Annotated in this window: 21 protein-coding genes and 2 tRNA genes; 11 read left to right on the forward strand and 12 right to left on the reverse strand. The window is 61.5% G+C overall.

Going from position 1 to position 20,295, the window contains the following annotated elements; genetic code table 11:
• Position 1: 1 nt before the first annotated feature.
• Entirely contained in the window at positions 2-3,163 is a 3,162-nt protein-coding gene (gene cas9 / locus DBR16_RS13475; RefSeq protein ID WP_109261742.1) for a type II CRISPR RNA-guided endonuclease Cas9, read from the reverse strand.
• Between the two features lie 183 nt (positions 3,164-3,346).
• Between cas9 and DBR16_RS13480 the strand changes: the two genes are divergently transcribed.
• On the forward strand, positions 3,347-3,955 hold the full coding sequence (locus DBR16_RS13480; protein WP_109261743.1) for a hypothetical protein: 609 nt from the start codon (positions 3,347-3,349) through the stop codon (positions 3,953-3,955).
• Between the two features lie 204 nt (positions 3,956-4,159).
• Here DBR16_RS13480 and DBR16_RS13485 read toward each other — a convergent pair.
• Both DBR16_RS13485 and DBR16_RS13490 read right to left on the reverse strand, forming a co-directional pair.
• Positions 4,160-4,234: transfer RNA gene (locus tag DBR16_RS13485), tRNA-Gly, on the reverse strand.
• Between the two features lie 76 nt (positions 4,235-4,310).
• The gene (locus DBR16_RS13490; RefSeq protein WP_161539518.1) at positions 4,311-4,880 is read right to left on the reverse strand and encodes a DsbA family protein; all 570 of its coding nucleotides are present in this window, start codon (positions 4,878-4,880) and stop codon (positions 4,311-4,313) included.
• An 81-nt stretch (positions 4,881-4,961) separates the two neighbouring features.
• Between DBR16_RS13490 and DBR16_RS13495 the strand changes: the two genes are divergently transcribed.
• The 7 genes from DBR16_RS13495 to DBR16_RS13525 all read left to right on the forward strand — a co-directional run bounded on the left by DBR16_RS13495 (position 4,962) and on the right by DBR16_RS13525 (position 8,430).
• Positions 4,962-5,471, forward strand: coding sequence for a prolyl-tRNA synthetase associated domain-containing protein (locus DBR16_RS13495; RefSeq protein WP_109261887.1), 510 nt, complete (start codon positions 4,962-4,964; stop codon positions 5,469-5,471).
• A gap of 62 nt (positions 5,472-5,533) precedes the next feature.
• Positions 5,534-6,463: a thioredoxin gene (gene trxA / locus DBR16_RS13500; protein ID WP_109261745.1), complete on the forward strand. Its 930-nt coding sequence runs from the start codon at positions 5,534-5,536 to the stop codon at positions 6,461-6,463.
• A gap of 40 nt (positions 6,464-6,503) precedes the next feature.
• Positions 6,504-7,133 (forward strand): LON peptidase substrate-binding domain-containing protein, encoded by a 630-nt coding sequence (locus DBR16_RS13505; RefSeq protein ID WP_109261746.1) that lies wholly within the window; start codon positions 6,504-6,506, stop codon positions 7,131-7,133.
• Positions 7,134-7,205: 72 nt separating this feature from the next.
• A complete protein-coding gene (locus tag DBR16_RS13510; protein WP_109261747.1) occupies positions 7,206-7,655 on the forward strand; it encodes a hypothetical protein in 450 nt (149 codons plus the stop codon).
• Entirely contained in the window at positions 7,655-7,879 is a 225-nt protein-coding gene (locus DBR16_RS13515; RefSeq protein ID WP_109261748.1) for a helix-turn-helix domain-containing protein, read from the forward strand. Before DBR16_RS13510 ends, DBR16_RS13515 begins: the two co-directional genes overlap by 1 nt.
• 42 nt (positions 7,880-7,921) lie before the next feature.
• Positions 7,922-8,134 carry a Trm112 family protein gene (locus DBR16_RS13520; RefSeq protein ID WP_109261749.1) on the forward strand — a complete coding sequence of 71 codons (213 nt, stop codon included), beginning with the start codon at positions 7,922-7,924 and terminating at the stop codon, positions 8,132-8,134.
• Positions 8,131-8,430: a gamma-butyrobetaine hydroxylase-like domain-containing protein gene (locus DBR16_RS13525; protein ID WP_109261750.1), complete on the forward strand. Its 300-nt coding sequence runs from the start codon at positions 8,131-8,133 to the stop codon at positions 8,428-8,430. Before DBR16_RS13520 ends, DBR16_RS13525 begins: the two co-directional genes overlap by 4 nt.
• Positions 8,431-8,686: 256 nt before the next feature.
• On the opposite strand, the gene bioB is transcribed toward DBR16_RS13525, so the two are convergent.
• Complete coding sequence (bioB, locus tag DBR16_RS13530; RefSeq protein ID WP_109261751.1) at positions 8,687-9,697, reverse strand: biotin synthase BioB; 1,011 nt, start codon at positions 9,695-9,697, stop codon at positions 8,687-8,689.
• On the opposite strand from bioB, the gene DBR16_RS14030 reads away from it, so the two are divergent.
• Positions 9,696-10,088 (forward strand): VanZ family protein, encoded by a 393-nt coding sequence (locus DBR16_RS14030; protein ID WP_161539519.1) that lies wholly within the window; start codon positions 9,696-9,698, stop codon positions 10,086-10,088. The genes bioB and DBR16_RS14030 overlap by 2 nt on opposite strands.
• Entirely contained in the window at positions 10,085-10,909 is an 825-nt protein-coding gene (locus DBR16_RS13535; RefSeq protein ID WP_161539520.1) for a heme-dependent oxidative N-demethylase subunit alpha family protein, read from the forward strand. The genes DBR16_RS14030 and DBR16_RS13535 overlap by 4 nt, the downstream gene beginning before the upstream one ends.
• A gap of 51 nt (positions 10,910-10,960) precedes the next feature.
• Here DBR16_RS13535 and DBR16_RS13540 read toward each other — a convergent pair whose 3' ends face one another.
• From DBR16_RS13540 to DBR16_RS13575, 8 genes are all read right to left on the reverse strand, one after another.
• Complete coding sequence (locus DBR16_RS13540) at positions 10,961-12,478, reverse strand: alanine/glycine:cation symporter family protein (RefSeq protein ID WP_109261753.1); 1,518 nt, start codon at positions 12,476-12,478, stop codon at positions 10,961-10,963.
• A 191-nt stretch (positions 12,479-12,669) separates the two neighbouring features.
• Positions 12,670-13,215, reverse strand: coding sequence for a molybdopterin-dependent oxidoreductase (locus DBR16_RS13545; RefSeq protein ID WP_161539521.1), 546 nt, complete (start codon positions 13,213-13,215; stop codon positions 12,670-12,672).
• Between the two features lie 82 nt (positions 13,216-13,297).
• Positions 13,298-13,846 carry a hypothetical protein gene (locus DBR16_RS13550; protein ID WP_161539522.1) on the reverse strand — a complete coding sequence of 183 codons (549 nt, stop codon included), beginning with the start codon at positions 13,844-13,846 and terminating at the stop codon, positions 13,298-13,300.
• A 188-nt stretch (positions 13,847-14,034) separates the two neighbouring features.
• Positions 14,035-14,111, reverse strand: a tRNA-Arg gene (locus DBR16_RS13555).
• Positions 14,112-14,157: 46 nt separating this feature from the next.
• Positions 14,158-15,213, reverse strand: a complete 1,056-nt coding sequence (gene holA, locus DBR16_RS13560; protein WP_109261756.1) for a DNA polymerase III subunit delta — start codon at positions 15,211-15,213, stop codon at positions 14,158-14,160.
• Positions 15,210-15,701, reverse strand: a complete 492-nt coding sequence (gene lptE / locus DBR16_RS13565; protein ID WP_109261757.1) for an LPS assembly lipoprotein LptE — start codon at positions 15,699-15,701, stop codon at positions 15,210-15,212. The genes holA and lptE overlap by 4 nt, the downstream gene beginning before the upstream one ends.
• Before the next feature lie 2 nt (positions 15,702-15,703).
• Positions 15,704-18,289, reverse strand: a complete 2,586-nt coding sequence (gene leuS / locus DBR16_RS13570) for a leucine--tRNA ligase (protein ID WP_109261758.1) — start codon at positions 18,287-18,289, stop codon at positions 15,704-15,706.
• 39 nt (positions 18,290-18,328) lie between these two features.
• The gene (locus DBR16_RS13575) at positions 18,329-18,814 is read right to left on the reverse strand and encodes a DUF3576 domain-containing protein (protein WP_109261759.1); all 486 of its coding nucleotides are present in this window, start codon (positions 18,812-18,814) and stop codon (positions 18,329-18,331) included.
• A 269-nt stretch (positions 18,815-19,083) separates the two neighbouring features.
• On the opposite strand from DBR16_RS13575, the gene DBR16_RS13580 reads away from it, so the two are divergent.
• Positions 19,084-20,271, forward strand: a complete 1,188-nt coding sequence (locus tag DBR16_RS13580; RefSeq protein WP_125184576.1) for a porin — start codon at positions 19,084-19,086, stop codon at positions 20,269-20,271.
• Positions 20,272-20,295 lie beyond the last annotated feature (24 nt).

Consider the following 20,295-nt stretch of genomic DNA (forward strand, 5'->3'; position numbering starts at 1 on the left):
GTCACCGGAATACATGCCCGGAGGGCGAAACATGAACGATCTGAGCGCCCCAGTTTTGCAGGCGACTGGGCGCGACAATTAAATATTTGAAATCATCATGTTGATCGGTGTCGCGAGCCTTCAACGAGCCTGCCTCGAAATGTTCAGCAAGACAGATCATACCAGAGCTGAACTTGACCACGCGCATGAAACGTTCGCCTTGCCCTTGATCAATCAATAACGTATCGCCGCCGCGAATCCGCATGATCAAAGGGGTGCCGCTTCTCGAAATAGATCCATTGGCCTCAAAGCTCGGCTGATTGGCGTCAAACCGCGAGACAACCTCTCCGGTCCATCCACCCTTTTCATTCGCGTAAATATCGTAACAATAATTTCCGTCGCCCTTATAGGCTTTGTATGTTTGGCCATCTTTGTCATTGATGGGGATAACGTTCATCCTCTCCAGCACTCGGACTTTACGAACGGGAGGCGTCATGGCCTCGCCAGCGGTCACTACGGCTGTCACAACGTCCTTGCCGGTTAATCCCGCTGCGGCATCCATGAACGCATCACGGATGAGCGGATCGCGCACCTGTTCGATTTTCTTGAGGGTATCAAGGCTTGCTACCGGAACCCGATGAACAACGTCCCGTTTACCGGTCTTGTCAGCGTCGCTTGCTAATCCGTAGGCGGTATCATTGTGAAGTGCGCCCTGTACGCCATGATCTGCCTTGTGGGAGACAATGATCGACGACAGGCAAGCTGCAACATCATCCCGAAAGCTGGCCCATGGCGTGTCGATTGTATCAATAAGTTGCCCGCTACTATTGGATTGATTCCGGGCCGCCTGAGTTGCAATTTTCTTTAGAAGGCCTCTGTCGGTGAGGGCAACCACAATGGCGTCAATCGCATGGTGACGATGATCATTGCGGTTCTTCTTCTGACCAATCGCCTCCGGCTCGGCCTCATTGTGTCCGCGCAGAACAGAATTTAGCCCCCAATGATGTCGTAGGTCGCTTGTCAGACGTCCGGGGGTGACATGAACCTTTCCGGGGTCGCCTACCAACCAGACCAGATAATTGGCTGTCAGCCTCGCTATGTATTGCGTGGAGCTCAGCTGCCGGTCCAGAAAGTCACGTTCCTCCGATTCAAACCGATCCATGGCGTCGGGTGCAAATCTCCAGGATTTATTACTCGGCATATTAGCTGCCCGCGCGACGATATGACCCCATGAATATGAGCCGGGTGAAGAACCGAAAGCTTCATAGGGCGACCGCTCGCGTTTCTCTCGATTGGCAGAGCGCATGCACAGCGTCTTGTTTGCCGGACTATCATCAAGTGTTCGGGACTTCGGCAGGATATGCTCTATCTCGACCTCATCAGAAAAAAGGCGCTCAATTCCGATTTGTTCGCCGGTAAACGGGCATTTCCGATCAAGAACGTTTTCGGGATTAAGTTCTTCCCATAATCTCAACCGCATTCGGTTTTCATAGGTGTCAGATCGACCGAGTTTCCTCAAATCCTCTCGTCTTTTTTCGTTTGCATTCTGGTTTTCGCGTTGCCTTTTCTCAAGATCCCGTTTGCCTTGAGCCGATAGCGGCAGATCGCGAGCGAGTTCAATGACGATTTCTTCAGGCGATCCAATGCGTCTGACCAGATCATTCACAACATGTCGAATCTGGTTGAGGGCCACATGGACGGTTGGATTGGCGACCTTGCCGTATCGCTTTTCCGCCTTGTCAGATGGTTCACCACTCCCAAAGGCAACGTGTCGCTGTAGCACCTTGCCGTAATAGGGGAGGCGATCCAGAATTTCGCCATGATGATCCAGCCGCGAATGTGACAGAAACCCGGCCTCAATGACCGCTTTGTCATAGGTGATCACCGCACCTTGAAGCGCTGTAAGTAGCCGCCCGGCTGCGTCGGAACAGATAGCGGCATGACCTTCTGGCAACGAGGCATCTGAAACGGCATTTGCTTCCGTTGCGCCTAGACCGAATTCGTCTGTCAGCCAGCGTCTCAGTTCTTCTTCTTCTTCCACATCCAGCAACTGACGCACAATTCGCTCTTGGTCCGCGAAAAGCATTTTCCGCCATTCTTTGCCCCAGCGCTTCTCCTTGGCGAGTTCGGCAGCTGTTTCATCGCCTAAGAGAAAGCTGCGCTTCTCGCTTTCCAGATTGAAGCGACTGTCTGCGGGGAGTTTCAATGCTTTGCGCAGACCAGAAAACGAAACTCTTGCCGACCCGAGAAGCCTGTCGACGACAATGTCGCGCTCTTCAAGCGTCAGTGAACGCGATGGCTCTCCTGTAACCAGCACATGAAGGTGGTTGGCATCTTGATAAATACGGAGCCTTTGGATGGACGGGAGGGCGCGTTCTGCTCTCGTCTGGGTGGGGTCCAGCGAACATTTACCCACCGGCTGAGGCTTCAACTTGCGCTGATAAAGTAGCGTGTCTGCAAGCGCGTTACGGGCGTCGTCTGTCAACGTGTCTTTGCCCTGAAAACTGACCTGTGACTCCCAGATTAGATCGAATTCCTGCTGTATCAGTTCGCGTGTCGGATAATAATCATAGGCAAGCTTTGCGCCGTCTTGATAAGGACTCACTCTGGCGGCGGGTTGTGGTTGGCGTGCACCCTTTGACGTTACCGCATTATTTTGCGCGGCGTCCATGCGCCTGCGACCAAACAGTTCACCCAGAGTTCGCGCGCCTTCATTTGCAAGCCTGTCGAGTGTTCGTTCTCGGGCCTCAGCGATTGCACCCTTGTCACTATCTCCCCGATCCGCCTTCCGGTTCGATTTAAAGCCCCGGCGCTGTTGAAGGTGAAAGAGCGCACGCCCGATTTCATGAGCTGTCAGGGGTTCATCCAGAGCGCGACAGCGGAGTATCCAGGGGTCTAGATGTTCCAACTCTTTTCGTTTGGATTCGTCCTTTGGCATCAGGCCAAATGCGACAAGTCGCTCCATGAACTCGCTACGACGTTTCAGATAACGATCACGGTTTCGTCTGGCAGATCGAGGTTCGCGCCTCTTTGTCGCGAGCGAAGAACCATCCTTGGGATTGCGACCGTCCGAGAAAATCCGAACGCCTGTACCAATGAGAGTTTCGGGCCCGGTCGGACCCAACCCAAGCGCTGCCCAGCCAACAGAATTTGTCCCGACATCCAGCCCTAATCGCCAAGTCATCCAGATTTCTTTCCTACAACCTCTACAATCTAAGCATATTGACGCCTCTGCCTGCAAACAGTAGCGTAGAAAAGTCCAAATTTAGCTGATCTGGATATGCGGTCTTTCCGGTAACAAGGTTTAGACCACAAAATGGAACGGCCTCTTCGGGGGTCGTTCTTTTTTTGCACGGGATTAGAAAATATGATCCGTCTAGCTCTGTTGATCTTCTCTTTAATCGGATTGACGACCGGCCACTCGGCTGCTCAGGGTGATCAACAACAGGTGCCGGGCTGGGTGCAAATGCTCTCGGATCGAACCGATGGCGTGCTGTTTCGATACTCGGATTATACCGAGCAGGAGGGAGGATGGGTTCTTATGGCAAGAAGAACTCCCGGCGTCCCAATGCAGTTCTCTATCATAAAATCATACATGCGCGTTGATTGTTCCGACTTGTCAGTTGATCAGTTGAGTTCGTCAATGGTCCCCTATGCGCTCGCGGGCACAGCAGGCAATCCATTGGGTTGGCAGCCTATAGAGGACGAACGACAGGCGCTAGAGGATCGCGAGAATATGAGGCCAGAGCCGGAATCCATCCTCTATATGATGATCGCAGCGCAATGTTTTGATAGAGCAGATATATCCGACGTTTCGATTCCGTCTAACGTCCTCTTAATAGATTACCTCAGCGGAATATTTTATCGAAACCGCCCACAAGACCCCAATTATTTCTTGAGCTGCTATCTGGAAAACCGTGACCCCGCTCTTTACCAATCGGATGAGTTCGACTGTTCGAGTTCCGGCGATTGGTAGACTAGATTAATTGGAGACCGGGCATTTCTCCGAGAAAAATTCATGCCATCACTTGCAAATGAAAGCGCCCCCCGTTGCCCCCCTGCGGCACCCCCACTTTCAGACAGATGCCTGTGAAAACCAATTAAGGGCTGCGGTGGTGGAATCGCAGTGGAACGGAACTTTCTACAGTTCAACTAATTCGTTCTAAGTCATTGAAAAGAATGGAGCGGGCGATGAGATTCGAACTCACGACATTCACCTTGGCAAGGTGACGCTCTACCCCTGAGCTACGCCCGCTCATGTCCGGGGTTCCGGCTTGCGCCGGGAGGCGGCGTATATCGCGCAATCCCGGCCCGATGGCAAGACGCCAGATTCAGCTGGCCCGGATCGCTTCCAGATAGAGATCAAAGCGGTCCTGCCCCCAGTATTTCTGCCCGTCCGCGATCAGGAAGGGCACGCCGAACACGCCATGGGCATTGACCGCGGCGCGCGCCTCTTGCTCCGCCGCGCGCAGACCCTCCGCGCTTTTCAGCGCCTCCGCCTCCGGCAGATCCAGACCCAGCCCGGCGGCGATGCCGGCCAGCACGTCATGCCGGTTGAGATCCTGCCCCTCGCCCCAGCGCGCCTCCGACGCCGCACAGGCAAACTCAAATCCCTTGCCCGCCTGATCGGCAAGGTGAAAGGCAAGATTGGGCAGGCGCGAGGTCAGCTCGAACGGGTCGGGAAAGGCCAGTTTGAGCCCGGCCCGCGCCGTCATCCGCGGAATGTCTTCCAGATAATAGTCCAGCTTCGGGCGGCTGTCGGTGGGATTGAAGAAGGGCGCCCCGTCCGGCGGTCCGGTAAAGGGAATGACCACCGGCGCCACACCCGCCGCCTTCAGCTTGGCGAGGCCGATGCGCGAATAGGGGCTGCGGAAGGCAAAAAAGCAGACAGTCGTCGTCATGGGCAGATCCTTATGGCCGGAGGCGGAGACTATCGCAATTTTGCGCTTGATCCATGTGCTCCATGCCGCATAAGGCAGGTCATGCCTGCGGCCCGCACCGACCTGTTCGCGTTTCTCGATGAATTGGGCATCGCCCATTCAACGCTGGATCATGCGCCGGTCTTCACGGTGGATGAGGGCCAGGCGATCAAGGCCGGCCTGCCCGGCGGGCATACCAAGAATCTCTTCCTCAAGGACAAGAGAGGCCGCTTCGTGCTGGTCTCGGCGCTGGGCGATACGCCGGTCCGCGTCAACCGTCTGCACAAGCTGATCGGTTGCCAGCGCCTGTCCTTTGCCCGCGAGTCGGACCTGCTTGAAGTGCTGGGCGTCCGTCCCGGCTCGGTCACCGCCTTTGCGCTGATGAATGATACCGGCAGGCAGGTCACCTTCGTCGTTGACGCCGCCTTGCTGGCCACCGATCCGGTCAATTTCCACCCGCTGAAAAATGACGCCACCACCGCCATTGCGCGCGACGACCTCCTGAAATTTGCAAAGGCCACCGGCCATGACCCGCTGATTGTGGATTTCGCGGCGCTGGCGGCAGACGACTGACCTTGTAAACACCGCCCGCCCGCGCCAAGTAGACCCGAAGACATCAAAGACGGATTTGTGCCATGAGCGATTTTTTCACCACCAACCCGAATGCCGCCCCGTCCGCCCCGCAGGGCGCCGCCGATCTGGTGAAGGAGGGCACGGACCAGGGCTTCATGGCCGATGTCATCGAGCCCTCGAAAGAAGTGCCGGTGCTGGTGGATTTCTGGGCCCCCTGGTGCGGCCCCTGCCGCCAGCTCGGCCCGATGATCGAGAATGCCGTGCGCAAGGCCGGGGGCAAGGTGCGTCTGGTCAAGATCAATATCGACGAGAATCCGGGCGTCGCCGGCCAGCTTCAGGTCAAGTCCATCCCCGCCGTCTTTGCCTTCCGCAACGGCCAGCCGGTGGACGGTTTCATGGGCGCGCTGCCGGAAAGCCAGATCAATGATTTCATCAAGCGCCTGACGGGCGACGGGCCGGACAAGGCCGAGATCGAGGCGCTGCTGAAGCGCGCCGAGGAAAGCCTCGCCTCCGGGGATCTCGGCGGTGCCGCCCAGGACTTCTCGCTGGCGGCGCAATCCGATCCGGAAAATATCGCCCCGATTGCCGGCATGGCGCGGGTCTTCCTCGCCGGTGGCGAACCGGACAAGGCAAAAGAACTCCTCCAGCACGTGCCGGAGGACAAAAAATCCGATCCGGCCGTGCAGGCCGCCCTGACTGCGCTGAAACTGACCGAGGAAGCCGGCGATGCCGGTGAGGCCGGCGAGCTGGAACAGAAACTGGCGGACAATCCCGGCGATCACGCCACCCGCTTCGAACTGGCCAATGCGCTGGCCGGCAAGGGCGATCTGCAGGGCGCCAGTGATCAGCTCTTCCACATTCTGGAAGCCGAAGCGGACTGGGAAGAGGGCAAGGCCAAAGCAAGGCTGCTGGAGATTTTCGAGGCCGCAGGCTTTGCCTCGCCGGTGGCGAAGACCGGGCGGCGGCGCTTGTCCACCCTGCTGTTTTCCTGACCCCCTTGGCAGAGCCGCTCATTCACCCTAGCTCTTGGGTATGATCCGTCTGCCATCCATTCTGCCGATTTTCCCGCTGGGCGGTGCCATATTGCTGCCCGGCGAGGCCTTGCCGCTGAATATTTTCGAGCCGCGCTATCTCAACATGGTCGATGACGTGCTGGCGACAGACAAGCTGATCGGCATTGTCCAGACGCGGGCCGGTGGCACGCCGGAGCGCCCGCTGGTCGAGGCGATCGGCGGGGCGGGGCGCATCACCCGCCATGCCGAAACCGATGATGGCCGCTATCTGATCGAGCTCGAAGGCCTCTCCCGTTTCGAGATCCGCGCCGAGCTGGACGAAAAGACCCCTTATCGCACCGCGCAGGTCGACTGGTCGCTCTTTACCGCCGACCGCGCCGCGCCCGACGCCCTGCTGACCGCCGACCGCGCGCGCTTCACCGCCCTGTTGCGCGGCTGGTTCGCGCAGGAAGGCATCAAGTGTGACTGGGGCACGGTGGATGCCGCCCCCGTCATCCGCATTGTCGACCAGATCGCCATGGCCGCCCCCTTTGCCGCCAAGGAAAAACAGGCCCTGCTGGAAGCCGAGGACGGCCGCGCCCGCTATGATCTGATGACGGCGCTGCTGGAAAAGAAACTGGCCGAAGGTGCGGGCGGCACGCCGAACTGACTGTATTGACTTTATATAAAACTTAAAATAATTAGCGTTTCAGTTGATGATATTTAACTGAAAGAAGAAATCATGCCTGCCTTGTCGGCCTCACCCATTGCGCTTGCCTTGCGGATTTTTGTTTTGATCGTGGCGGTCCTGCTAGGGCTTAAACACCTTGCCATCTATCCGGCCTCGGAAGCTGGAGCGGACTGGATTGGATTGGCGGCGCCCGTTTTCTATCTCTGGGCCTTCTGGTCCGGTGCGGAAGTGTTTTCGAAATCCCGAGACGCAGCAGGATTTGGCCCGGCTTTGTTATCGGGCCTCAATCAGATGGGTGCCGGCCTGATGCTCGGGGCATGGGTGGCCATTCTCGCGGAACCGGCTTTGCGTCATCTCGTGCAGAACGGCTTTACGGTGATGACCGGAGTCCGCTTTGATCTGACCCTCGCCAATCTGGTGCTCGCATTTGCCGGACTGACGCTGATCCTTCTGGCGCGGCGGGGCCGGCAGATTCGTGCCGAGCTGGACGGTTTCGTCTGATGCCGGTGCGGGTCACACTCGACGTCATGCTGGCGAGGCGCAAAATGCGGGCGCGTGATGTCGCCGAGAAAATCGGCCTGTCGGAAACGCAGCTCAGCCTGCTGCGAAACGGCAAAGTCCGGGGAATGCGTTTTGATACCCTGTCGAAACTCTGCCTCGTGCTCGATTGCCGCCCCGGTGATATCATTGACTATGACGTGGATGAGACCGACCTGGATGCGTGACCCGTCTGGCAAATTGCCGCCAGCGGCGCTAGATATCAAGACATGAGCGAAAACATCGAAACCCCGCAAAAAGACGTCGATCCCAAACTGCTGGAAGTGCTGGTCTGCCCGGTCACGCGCGGGCCGTTGCATTATGACCGCAAGGCGGGCGAGCTGGTCTCGAAAAAGGCGCGTCTGGCCTATCCGGTGCGCGAGGGCGTGCCGATCATGTTGCCGGAGGAGGCCCGCGAGCTCAGCGACGCGGAAGCGAAATGAGCCGCGCCTGGCCGCAAAAACTGGACTTTTCAAAGTCCCGCAAAGTGCTGACCATCGACTTTGATGACGGCCGGACCGGCGAAGTCAGTTTTGAACGCTTGCGCACTGAATCGCCCAGCGCCGAGGTGCAGGGTCATGGTGTGGGTCAGAAAAAGGCCATCACCGGCAAGGAAAATGTCGGCGTGACCGCCGCCCATCCGGTCGGCCGCTATGCCGTCCAGATCGTGTTCGATGACGGCCATGATTCCGGTCTTTTCACCTGGGATTATCTGCGCGAACTCGCCGGGCTGGATTAGGCGTCACATAAACCGTCTGTTCTATAGCGCGATTTGCTCCGGCTTGACCGGAGGGCCTCTTCGTCATCGAGGTCGTCCGGTCAAGCCGGAAGAAGACGGTACGGGTTTATCTTGGGGGTTGCCCGCTTTCCCCTCCCCCTGTGTGGGGAGGGGTAGGGGTGGGGGCAATAAACAGTCGCGGCGTTGATCACCCCACCCCGCCGATCCTTACGGCTCGTCGACCCTCCCCATCAAGGGGAGGGGAAATATGTGCTGCCTACTCCGCCGCGCGTTCCGCTGGCGAAGACGGCGCCGCCATCGGCTCCAGGCCGAGATCGCTGAACAGCGCGCCATCCGCCTCCAGGTCCGGATTCGGCGTGGTCAGCAATTCCTCGCCGACAAAGATGGAATTCGCCCCGGCCAGGAAACACAGCGCCTGCAATTCCCGGCTCATGCCTTCGCGGCCCGCCGACAGGCGCACGACCGAGCGCGGCATCATCAGGCGCGCGGCGGCAATCGCCCGCACGAAATCAAACCCGTCCAGCGGTTTGGCATGCCCCAGCGGCGTGCCCTCGACCGCGACCAGATGATTGATCGGCACGCTCTCGGGATGCGGATCGAGTGAGGCGAGCTCGACCAGCAGGCCGATCCGGTCATCCTCGCTCTCGCCCATGCCGATAATGCCGCCACAGCAGATATTGATGCCGGCCTCACGCACCCGGCCCAGCGTTTCCAGCCGGTCGTCATAGGTGCGGGTGGTGATCACCGTGTCGTAATAGTCCCGGCTCGTATCCAGATTGTGATTGTAATAATCCAGTCCCGCCACCTTCAGCCGCCGGGCCTGTTCGGCTTCCAGCATGCCGAGCGTGACGCAGGTCTCGAGGCCTTCCGCCTTGACCCCTTCAATCATCTCGCACACCGCATCGACATCGCGGTCTTTCAGAGAGCGCCAGGCTGCGCCCATGCAAAAGCGTGTCGCTCCGCCGGCCCTGGCCTTGCGGGCTGCGGCGAGGACCGCGTCCACCGGCATCAGTTTAGAGGCTTTCAGGCCGGTTTCGTGGAAGGCGGACTGGCTGCAATAGCCGCAATCCTCGGCACAGCCGCCGGTCTTGATCGACAGGAGCTGGGATTTCTGCACGGCATTGGCCGCGTGATGCCTCCGGTGCACACTTTGCGCCGCGAACAGCAAATCGTTAAACGGAGCCCGGTATATCCGGCCCGCCTCGTCTGCAGTCCAGTCAAAGCGGGGCTTTGACAAGGTCTCGATATCAAGGACAGTGGCCGGCATGTCATTTCACCCGTTTTCTTCCGGTCCGGACCCTAGAAAGAGCCTCGCTTTGCGGCAAGCCGCCAAGGGCATGTTCTGGCTGGCTTTTACAGCCATCACCATTCTGGCGCTCCTGCCCGGCCCGGCCGCGCCGCCGCGGCTCCTCGGGACGGACAAGCTGGAACATGCCGCCGCTTTCCTGGTCCTCACCCTGCTCGCCGCCTTTGGCTGGTGCCGCCTGCCGCTCTGGTTCATCGCGCTGGCCATGATCACCCACGGCCTGCTGATCGAGCTGATCCAGGCTTCGCCCGTCCTGCAACGCACCATGTCCTTTGCCGATGTGGTGGCCGACGCCGCCGGAATCGCGCTGGCGCTGGTGCTGGTGGCCCTGACCGGGCTGCGCAAGCCGTGAAGCGGCCGCCCTATAAACCCTTCTATGACGGGCCGCCGCGTTTCCAAGTCGGTCTCAGGCGCATCGCGCCGCAAGACTGGCTGACGCCGGACCCGGAAGCCGGCTGGCTGGCGCTCAAATCGGAACGCCTCGATGCCACGCCGGACACCTATTACCGCGCCCTCCCGTCTGCGGCCGCTGCCGAAGCCGAAGCGCTCGCCCGGATCGAGGCGGCGACCGGCCAGACCCGTACGGGCCGCACCGAACCGGCCCTGATCGCGGCGGGGCGGCTGGTCTCGGACGATCTTGTGGTCATGGAAAAGGCCGGAGACGGCTGGATCGCCACCAGCCTGCTTTTGACCCAGCCGACCTTCTTTTCGCTCGACGATGCCTTCGACCGCGAACTGCACCAGCTGCATGCCCCTGTGCCCAGCGGCTCACCCTCGCTGGCGGGAAAGATTGCCCGCGTCTTTGACCGCATGCCGTCAGGCGAAGTCTTCGAGCGCTTTAACTGGACCGTGCAACTGGGCATGGAGCGGCACTGGCCGCACGGCTCGGCCATGCGCGAACAATTGAAGACGACACCGGCCCGCGAGGCCATCGACCGGCTGGCCCTGCGCGTCGAACGCCAGACCCTCGTCCGGCTGGAGGCCACGAACGCCATTCTCTTCTGCATCCGCATCTGCCTGGACCCGATCCGCACCGCCCTGGCCGATCCGGCCGACCGCGCCGCCTTTGCCGCCAGCTGGCGCGCGGCCTCGGAGGATGCGCTGGCGTACAAGCGCTGGGGCCAGTTCAACGCCCATGTCGAAGCCGCGCTTGCGGCGCTGGACAGGGCATAGAAAAAGGCCCCGCCGGATGACGGGGCCTTTTCCATTCATATCCCGTGAAGGTCAGGTTCGGGGCGGGCCGTCACCTGTATCCTTCACATCGACATTGATCGCCGCCTGCGCCGCGGCTTCCTTGCCTTCACCTGCTTCCAGCTTGGCGAAGTATTCCCGCGTCATCCTGAAGATCAGCGGGGACAGCACCAGCAGGGCGATGAGGTTCGGCGCGGCCATCAGACCCGTCAGCGTGTCGGTGGTCAGCCACACCGTATTCATCAGCGCGGTGACATTGTCGCCGGCATAGAGCAGGCCGGTGGCCGCCAGGATCATCACAATCCAGGCCAGCCGGAAGGGCAGCACGATCTTGACGCCGAGCAGGTATTCCGCGCAGCGCTCGCCATAATAGGACCAGCCCAGAATGGTGGTGAACGCAAACAGCGCCAGCGCAATGGTGACGAACTGGTCACCGAAGGGCAGGTTCGCGCCGAAGGCGGCCGCGGTGATCCGGGCCCCGGTCTCGCAGACCTCGGGCAGGTTTCCGGAGATCGCGATCAGCCCGGCATTGCATTCCGCCGGGATGACGCCGGAGGTCAGAATCGCCAGACCGGTGATCGAACACACCAGGATCGTGTCAATGAAGGTGCCCAACATGGCGATGATGCCCTGATCAACAGGGCTGTCATTTTGTGCCGCCGCGTGCGCGATCGGGGCCGAACCCTGACCGGCTTCGTTGGAGAAAATCCCGCGTGCCACGCCGCGCTGCATGGCCATCATCAGCAGCGCGCCGGAGAAACCGCCGGCGGCAGCGTCAAAGCCGAACGCATTGGTGAAAATGGCGCCGAGGGCGGCCGGTATGGCATCCACATTCATGCCGACCACGATCAGACCGACCAGGATATAGATCCCGGCCATGGATGGCACCAGCGCACTGGCCACGGTGGCGATCCGCTTGATGCCGCCGAGAATGACAGCCGCAGCCAGGACGGCGATCACGGTACCGGTCATCCAGTATTCCACACCATAGGTGTCATTGACCGTACGCACGACCTCGGCCGTCTGGATGGCATTGCCGGTGCCCAGCCCGGCCATGACGCCGAAAAAGGCGAACAGCCCGCCGAGCCAGATCCACTTCTTGCCCATGCCGTTCTTGATGTAATACATCGGTCCGCCAACCCGGCGGCCATCGGCATCGACTTCACGGAATTTCACGGCCAGCACGCCTTCGGCGAATTTCGTGGCCATGCCGACCAGCGCCGTCATCCACATCCAGAACAGCGCACCCGGACCGCCAATGGCGATCGCCACTGCAACCCCGGCAATATTTCCTGTCCCGATGGTCGAGGACAGGGCGGTCATCAGCGCGCCGAAAGGCGTCACATCCCCCTCACCCTCGGGCTTGCGGCCCTTCATCAGCTCGCCAAAGGCGAAGCCGATTTTCCGCAAGGGCATGAATTTCAGAAAAACCGTCAGATAGAGGCCGGTTCCCAGAAGCAGGACCAGCATGGGCGGCCCCCAGACGAACCCGTTAACCACCCCGACCAGCTCGGAAACGGTTTGGCCGATTGTTGCGGCTTCAGCGTCCATATCTCTCCCCAAGAGTTGCTTGCGCGGCAGCTTAGGAAGCAATGGCGCGGACGCAACGGCTTTTTCCGGTCACTGACACAATCGTGTGCCAGTCCGGCAGCCTGGCAGGGCATTTCAGCGGAAAGCCTGTCCTCGCCGATGCGGGGACGGAAACCGTTTACACGGTTCGAAAAAGCGGCAAACAGGTGGCGCTAGCGTACCTCGATCGAGAACACGCCCCACACCCAGTCGCTGTCATCCATGCCGTCCAGCGCATCATCCGTGTCGCGCGGCCAGACAATCATGGCCGGGCCGAAACCGCCGATATTCAGCGCATCGCCCTCCATGCGGATGGCCAGGATGACATCATGTTCCTGGATACGGGAGAGCTCGATATCGCGCTGATACCCGTCCAGCGCGGTGACGGTCAGCATATCGCCCTCCGGCAGGGCGGCCGCCAGGACATCGCGCAGCAAGGGGCCGGAGAAGCTGTGCGTCTCTCCGCCCTCCGGATAGGCCACCCGGACGGTGTGTTGCGGCATGTCCGCCAGGCTGGCGAAAGGCATGACGCTGGCCTGCTCGAAATCGATGCCATAGGCGCGGAACAGGGGTTCCAGCCCGGGTTCCATCGGGCCACGATCGACCGTTCCGATCTCGCCATGAATGGTGAGAATGTCGCCGCCCCCGGCAGAGTCACCGCCACCGGAGCACGCGGCCAGACTTGCGCTGGTCAGTATGATTGTCATCAGCCGGATCATGTTCAGCCCCTCTTGCTTGCGCTGCAGCATAGTCGAGTCGCGGCCCCGGGTGAATGGGAAATCCGGTGAATTGCCCGGCCCCTTACTGGAAGGATTGCCGGTAGCGGCTTTCATCCTGAAGCGTCATGATCACCGAGGTCTCCCCCATAGGGCGGTTGAGAATATTGCCGCCGCCAAAGCGCCATCCTTCGCCCGATTCCGCCATCACGGCGTATTCCGTCAGCTCGCCCTCGACATGCTCATAGCGCGTGCGGAACAGCAGGAAGACATAGCGCAGTCCGGGCCGGTAACAGTGACCCCGCTCGGTGCAGGGCAATGTCTCCGCCTCAATGGCACCCGCCTGCAAGACCTCGATCGAGGTCAGCGCGCCGGTGCGGCGGCGGCTGTCGGTCAGGAAGCGCAGATAACGTTCGCGCGGCCACCATTGGCGGATCCGCCGGTCGGTCAGCCGGTATTGCGCGTAATGATCTTCGTCCTGCCAGCCGGCCACCCAGTCCAGGAAAACGCCATAGGCTTCGCGCACTTCGGCGTCGGTGGCGGGCGCGACGGTCTGGGCCGCGGCGGGCGCGGAGGCGGCCAGGACGAGCCCCAGCAGGACAGGCCGGAAAACGGCAATAAGGTGGGTTACCATCATCCGTCCAGACTTCCTCCGGTCCGGCGAAGACGCAATTCACGATGGAGTGAGGGGCCGGCGAGCCCGGTTGCTGGCAAATTCAAACCCGCCAGCGTCCCGAACCCGCAAGGGTTCGCAAGCGCGACCGCGCGCCCGCAGCTTTAGCGAGGACCGACTGAGCGGAGGCGAAGGAGGACAAGAAAAAATGGCGCACCCAAGAGGATTCGAACCTCTGACCTCTGCCTTCGGAGGGCAGCGCTCTATCCAGCTGAGCTATGGGTGCGTTCGCGCCGTGGAATAACCCAATGCGGGCGGGGGTGCAATCACGTCTAGCGCCGCGTTGACATGGCTTCGGCGCGCAGGGCCAGTTTCAACAGCAAATCCCCGCCCAGAAGCTCGGCCGGAGCGGCCCCGGCCCGCTTCATCTGGCGCTCGGCCTCGAACGCCGCCTGCCGTGCCTGATCCAGCGCCCGGTCCGTCCACAGCGCGGCCTGCTGCTTGAAGGCATCCGCCGCCGGGCCAAAGCGCGGGGCGCCCAATCGCATGGCGGCATCCGGCCCGCCGGATTTGAGCTCGGAAAGAAGATCGATCCGCCGCTGGATGGTGCGGACCAGGCCGACACCGCTGGCCCCGCCGGCGAGCGCCCGCGCGAGGCTGGCATCGGCCTCCCTGACCCGTCCGGACATGGCGGTTTCGACCACCCGGTCGAGCGCGGCCTCACCGCCGGAGGCCGCACAGGCCTCGATATCGTCGAGGGTGATGCTGTCCTCGCCATCCGGGCGGATATCCTTCGGCCCCTTGTAGAGAATGAGCTTGTCGATTTCCGACCGCGCCACGCCGCGATCGCCCTCGATCAGCGGCAGGAAACGCGCGCGCGCCTCCGCGGCCAGCGTCAGGCCTTCTGCCGCCAGCGCCTCATCGGCAAAGTCTGCAAGATCACGCCCGGTCTCGGCATAGCAGGGCGCGGCCAGGGCTTTTTTGGCGGGCTCGAAAGCCTTGCGCAATTTTCCGGCCGGTTTGAGATCGCCCGCCTCGACCACCAGCCAGGCTTCGGCCGGCGCCTTTCCGGCTTCGTAATCCTTCAGGAAATCGGCCACTGGCGCACCACCGGCCTCGCTGGAAATCTGCACCCGGACCAGGCGGTCCCCGCCCAGCATCGACAGCGCCGCCATATTATCCGCCAGCGTGGCCGGATCGGCCTTCAGATCCTCATCCGTCAGCTTGGTGACATTGAAGGGGTCATCCGGGTCCTCGACCAGCGCCCGGACCAGCACATTGGCGCGCTCGCGGACCAGACCGCGGTCCGGCCCGTAGATCAGCCAGGCGGTCAATTCGCGGTCCGGCTGCGCCAGCCGCGTATTCACATCGCGGGCTGTCGCCTTCACTGGCCGCCGCGGTTGATATACCGCGCCACGCGCAGGGCAATCCGGTCGGCCGCCTGGCTGGCGGCGCGCTCTTCGGCATCGCGGCGGGCGCTGATCGCAGCATAGGGTTGCTGGGGGATATCGACCGTGGCTTCGGCGCGGACGGTTTCGGTCAGCACCGGCAGGCCGGATCCGGCATCGATCAGGCTGAAATCAACCGTCAGGGAAATCGCCGAACGGGTCGCCACATCATCAGCACCCACGCCCAGACCGGAAGCGGTCATGCTGGTGACCGCCGCAAGACGGTACCGCCCGCCCGAGGGCGTGCCGAAACGGTCATTCAGGGCTTCGTCCAGTATCTGGTCGATCCGGGTCTGGCCATCGACGGCCACCACAATCCCGTCCATGGCCCGGATTTGTTGCGGCGAGCCATGCAAGGGCTGGAAGGCACAGGCGGACAGGCCCATCAGGGCACCGGCCATCAGAACAAGGACTGCATTGCGTTTCATAACTAGCCCGCCACGATGTTGACGATCCGGTCGGGGACCACGATCACTTTGCGCACATTAAGCCCTTCCAGCGAACGCGCCACCCCCGGATCGTCCAGGGCGGCCTTTTCCGCCATGTCCCTGTCTGCCCCCTTGGGCAATTCGATCTCGCCGCGGCGCTTGCCATTGACCTGAACCGCCAGGATGACCGTATTATCGATCAACAGGGCGGGATCGGCTTCCGGCCATGCCGCCGCCGCAACAATCCCGTCCTGACCCAGCCGCTCCCAGCAGGCCTCGGCCAGATGCGGCATGAAGGGTGAGATGAGCTGCGTCAGCAGCCGCAGGGATTCGCCTTGCGCGGCCTTGTCCGCCTCGTTTGCCGGCAGGAATTTGCGCAAGGCATTGACGAAGTCATGCACTTTCGCCACCGCCGAATTGAACCGGAAGCCCTCAATCGCCTCGGTGACATCGCGGACGGTGCGGTGGGCAGTCTTGCGCAGCTCCAGGCCTTCGGGGCTGACCCCGTTCATATCGCCGCCGGACGTGCCCTCAAATCCGTCCACCACGCTCCACAGGCGCTGGACAAACCGCCAGACGCCGTCAACGCCGCCATCCGTGTATTCGACATCGCGCTCGGGTGGTGAGTCCGACAGAACGAACCAGCGCGCCGCATCCGCCCCGTAAGTGTCGATGAAGTCATCGAGGTCGACGACATTCTTTTTCGACTTCGACATTTTCTCGATCGCGCCGACCGTCACCGGGCGTCCGGTTTCGATCTCGATCAGCTGGCCGTCGCGGTCCTCGACCTCGGTCGGGGCCAGCCATTTGCCGGTCTCCGATTTGTAGGTCTCGTGCGTGACCATGCCTTGCGTGAACAGGCCGGCAAAGGGTTCCCCGGAGGGCAGGTCAATCAGTCCGCAATCATGCAGGGCGCGGGTAAAGAAGCGCGCATACAGGAGGTGCAGAATGGCATGTTCAATGCCGCCAACATACTGGTCGACCGGCATCCAGCGCTGCGCTTCTGCCGGATCGAAAGGCTTGTCCTCCGGCCAAGGCGAGGCAAAGCGCAGGAAATACCAGGACGAGCAGACAAAAGTATCCAGCGTATCGGTTTCGCGTTTTGCCGGCTGGCCGCATTTCGGACAATCGACATGGCGCCAGCCCTCATGCCGGTCGAGCGGATTGCCCGGCGTGTCGAAGGTGACATCGCGTGGCAATTCCACCGGCAACTGGTCCTCCGGCACCGGCACCGCGCCACAGCTATCGCAATGGATGACCGGGATCGGGCAGCCCCAGTAACGCTGCCGCGACACCAGCCAGTCCCGCAGCCGGTAATTGGTGGCGCCATGGCCCAGCTTGCGCTTCTCCAGCTCCTGGATGGCGCGTTCGATCGCCGCTTCTGTCGACAGCCCGTCGAGGAAGCGCGAATTATAGATCGTGCCCGGCCCGGTCCAGGCCTCGTCATCAATGCTGTGCGTGGCCGCATCCGCGCCCGGCGGCAGCACAACCGGTGTCACCGGCAGATCATATTTGCGGGAAAATTCCAGGTCGCGCTGATCCCCGGCTGGAGAGCCGAAAATCGCGCCCGTCCCGTAGCTCGACAAGACAAAATTGGCGGACCAGACCGGGAGCTCCCAGTCCGGGTCGAACGGGTGCAGAACCTTCACATCCAGATCGATGCCCTTTTTCGGGGCTTTCTCGATCTCTTCCGCCGTCGTGCCGGAGGCCGCGCAATCGCGCGCAAATTTCCCGATCAGCGGATCATCGGCCGCCAGGGCTGTGGTGATGGCGTGATCGGAAGCCAGCGCCAGAAAGCTGGCCCCGAACAGCGTGTCCGGCCGTGTCGTGAAGACGGTGATGCCCTCGCAGCCGAATCGGTCCCTGTCGGCCGGATCGGCAAACGGGAAGGTGACATGCGCCCCGCGTGACCGGCCGATCCAGTTGGCCTGCATCAGCCGCACCTTGTCCGGCCAGCGGTCGAGCTGGTCCAGCCCGTCCAGCAGGCTGTCGGCATAATCGGTGATCTTCAGGAACCACTGGTCGAGCTCGCGCTGCACCACCGGCGCGCCGGACCGCCACCCCTTGCCGTCAATCACCTGCTCATTGGCCAGAACGGTATTGTCGACCGGATCCCAGTTGACCTTCGCCTTGCGCCGTTCGACCAGGCCTTTTTCAAGGAATTTCAGGAAGATCGCCTGCTGGTGCTTGTAATAGTCCGGCTCGCAGGTCGCGATTTCACGATCCCAGTCCAGCGCCAGGCCCAGCCGTTTCAGCTGGCCGCGCATCACCTCGATATTCTTCAGCGTCCAGTCACGCGGATGCACATTGCGCTCGCGCGCGGCGTTTTCCGCGGGCAGGCCGAACGCATCCCAGCCCATCGGATGCAGGACATCAAATCCCTTTGCGCGTTTATAGCGCGCCACCACATCGCCCATCGCATAATTGCGGGAATGGCCGACATGGATTTTCCCTGACGGATAGGGAAACATCTCGAGGACATAGTATTTCGGCCGGTCAGTCGCTTCGCGTGCGGCGTGGTCCACGCCCTGATCGGCCCAGACGCTCTGCCATCTCGGCTCGGCCTCTCTGGGATTGTATCGGCTCATGGAAAAGTCCCGGACCCGCGCTCCGCGCGGGCGAAAAGATTAGTTGTCGAGCGTGGAAATGCGCAGTTGCCGGGCCCGCGTCAGGATCGCATTCTCGATATCGATCGCGGTCTGCGGCGTCACCGAGGCATCATTCCATTCGCCGGCTTCATTGCGTTCCTGGCGGAAGACCCGCACGGACAGCGCATCGCCGCGCAACCGCGTGTCGAGGATATAGACCGTCACCTGGAAACGTTCGCTCGGCAGTTCTGGATTCGCATACCAGTCGGTGATGATCACGCCGCCGAAAGGATCGACCTGATCCAGCGGCATGAAGCTGATCGTATCAAGGCTGGCGCGCCACAGAAAACTGTTGACGCCAATGCCCGCCGGACGCTGGTCGCTGGCCGCGTTCGAAAAGCCGGGCAGCCGCAGTCCGCCGCGGTTTTCGCCATCCGTATTGGCGCCACGGGACGAGGAACAGGCCGCGAGCGCAAGCATGGAAAGCGCAAGAACCGGCAAGGTTAGGGAGCGGCTGAACGTCATCTCTCGGTCTCCATGAGAAACAGTGTGGCAAATCAGGCCCGTTGGCCCGACGGCGACGTGTTCTATACCATGCGAAACGCGCATGGCCAGCCATGGGCGACACCTGTTTCATTGCGGGCCGGGATTCCGCCATCGTGGCTTTCGCGTCACATCTGCCTTTTTCTTGCCATATTTGCCGCGCCATCCGCTTGACGATACCGGTGCCCCCGGTGTGGATTGGCGTCTCGTCCGGGGGGACGGGGCCGACCGGCGGGGCCGCGAGAGGCACAATGACGCAGACCAAGAGCGCGATAATATTCTCCGCGCTTTCTGCAGTCCTCGCGGCCGCGCCGGCGCATTCTCTGCAGAATTCCGATACCGGCCCGGACCGCTTTGCTGCGGTTGAGGTCAGCCTGCGTACCGATGCAGCCCTGGTGGCTGGCGGCGGAAATTACGGCGGCAACATCCTCGCCGATCTCGACACACGATTCGAATGGGAAGCGATTTCCGGCAATGGCTGGCGCTGGGGGCTGGAGCTCGGCCTGCACGCCCAGAGCGATATCGCGCGCGAGGGATTCGCGAATGCCGCCGGCCCGGTTCTGACGGTCCCGCAGCGCTCGCTCGCCACCGGCCGGTATCGTGGCGGCGCGGCTGCTTCCGGCCGCAAGGCCTTTGCGGCAGAACGGCTGAATGTTTTTCTGAAAGCCGGCTGGGGAGAATGGCGGCTGGGCCTGACACCGGGCGCAGCTCAGGTGGAAGCCATCACTCTGCCCACCGGTTCCGCCTTTGTCCGCCTGGATGGCGGGCCCCTGGGGCTGGGCCGCCAGGTGATGACGCGCACCGCCAATACCGGCGCCGGATTTGGCCCGTCTCTGGTCTATTCCACACCGCGTATCATCGGATTGAGAGCCTCGGCCTCCTTTGCGCCGCAAGCCCGCTTTTGCGGGGTCGATATCTGCCTGGCGGATGCCCACCCGGGCGGGGCCGGATCATCCAGCCTCGAAAACGTGTTCGAGGCGGGGGCGAGTTTCGATCACACATTCGCCGGGACCGGACGGATTGAAGCGGCGCTGAATGTCGTCACCGGAGAACCGCTATCAGTGGAGTTTCAGGACAATTATTCCGCCCTTGGCGCACAAGTCCGCTGGTCGCGGGACGGGCTGTCCTTCGGCGTCTCCGGCCTGTGGGCCGACAATGCGGTGTCAGACGGACGCTATCAGGCACTCGCGGCGGCGGCGCGCTATGATGTGGGCGACTGGAGCTTCGGTGCGGAAGCCGCCACATCCAGGGATGATTATCTGCAGGAATCGGAAACTGCACTGCAATTTACCCTCTCCCGGCTTGTCGGCGACCATCACACTGTGACCTTTGGATTACACTCAACAAATCGTGATTTCACGGCGCTTTCTCCACAAGGCGCTGTAAACAATAGTGAAAATGGCACGGGAGCCTTCCTTGAGCTGACATTCCGGCACTGACCGGACCAGGGAGGCGCCTTAAAA

Source organism: Hyphobacterium indicum (assembly GCF_003129605.1).
Classification (GTDB): Bacteria; Pseudomonadota; Alphaproteobacteria; order Caulobacterales; family Maricaulaceae; genus Hyphobacterium; species Hyphobacterium indicum.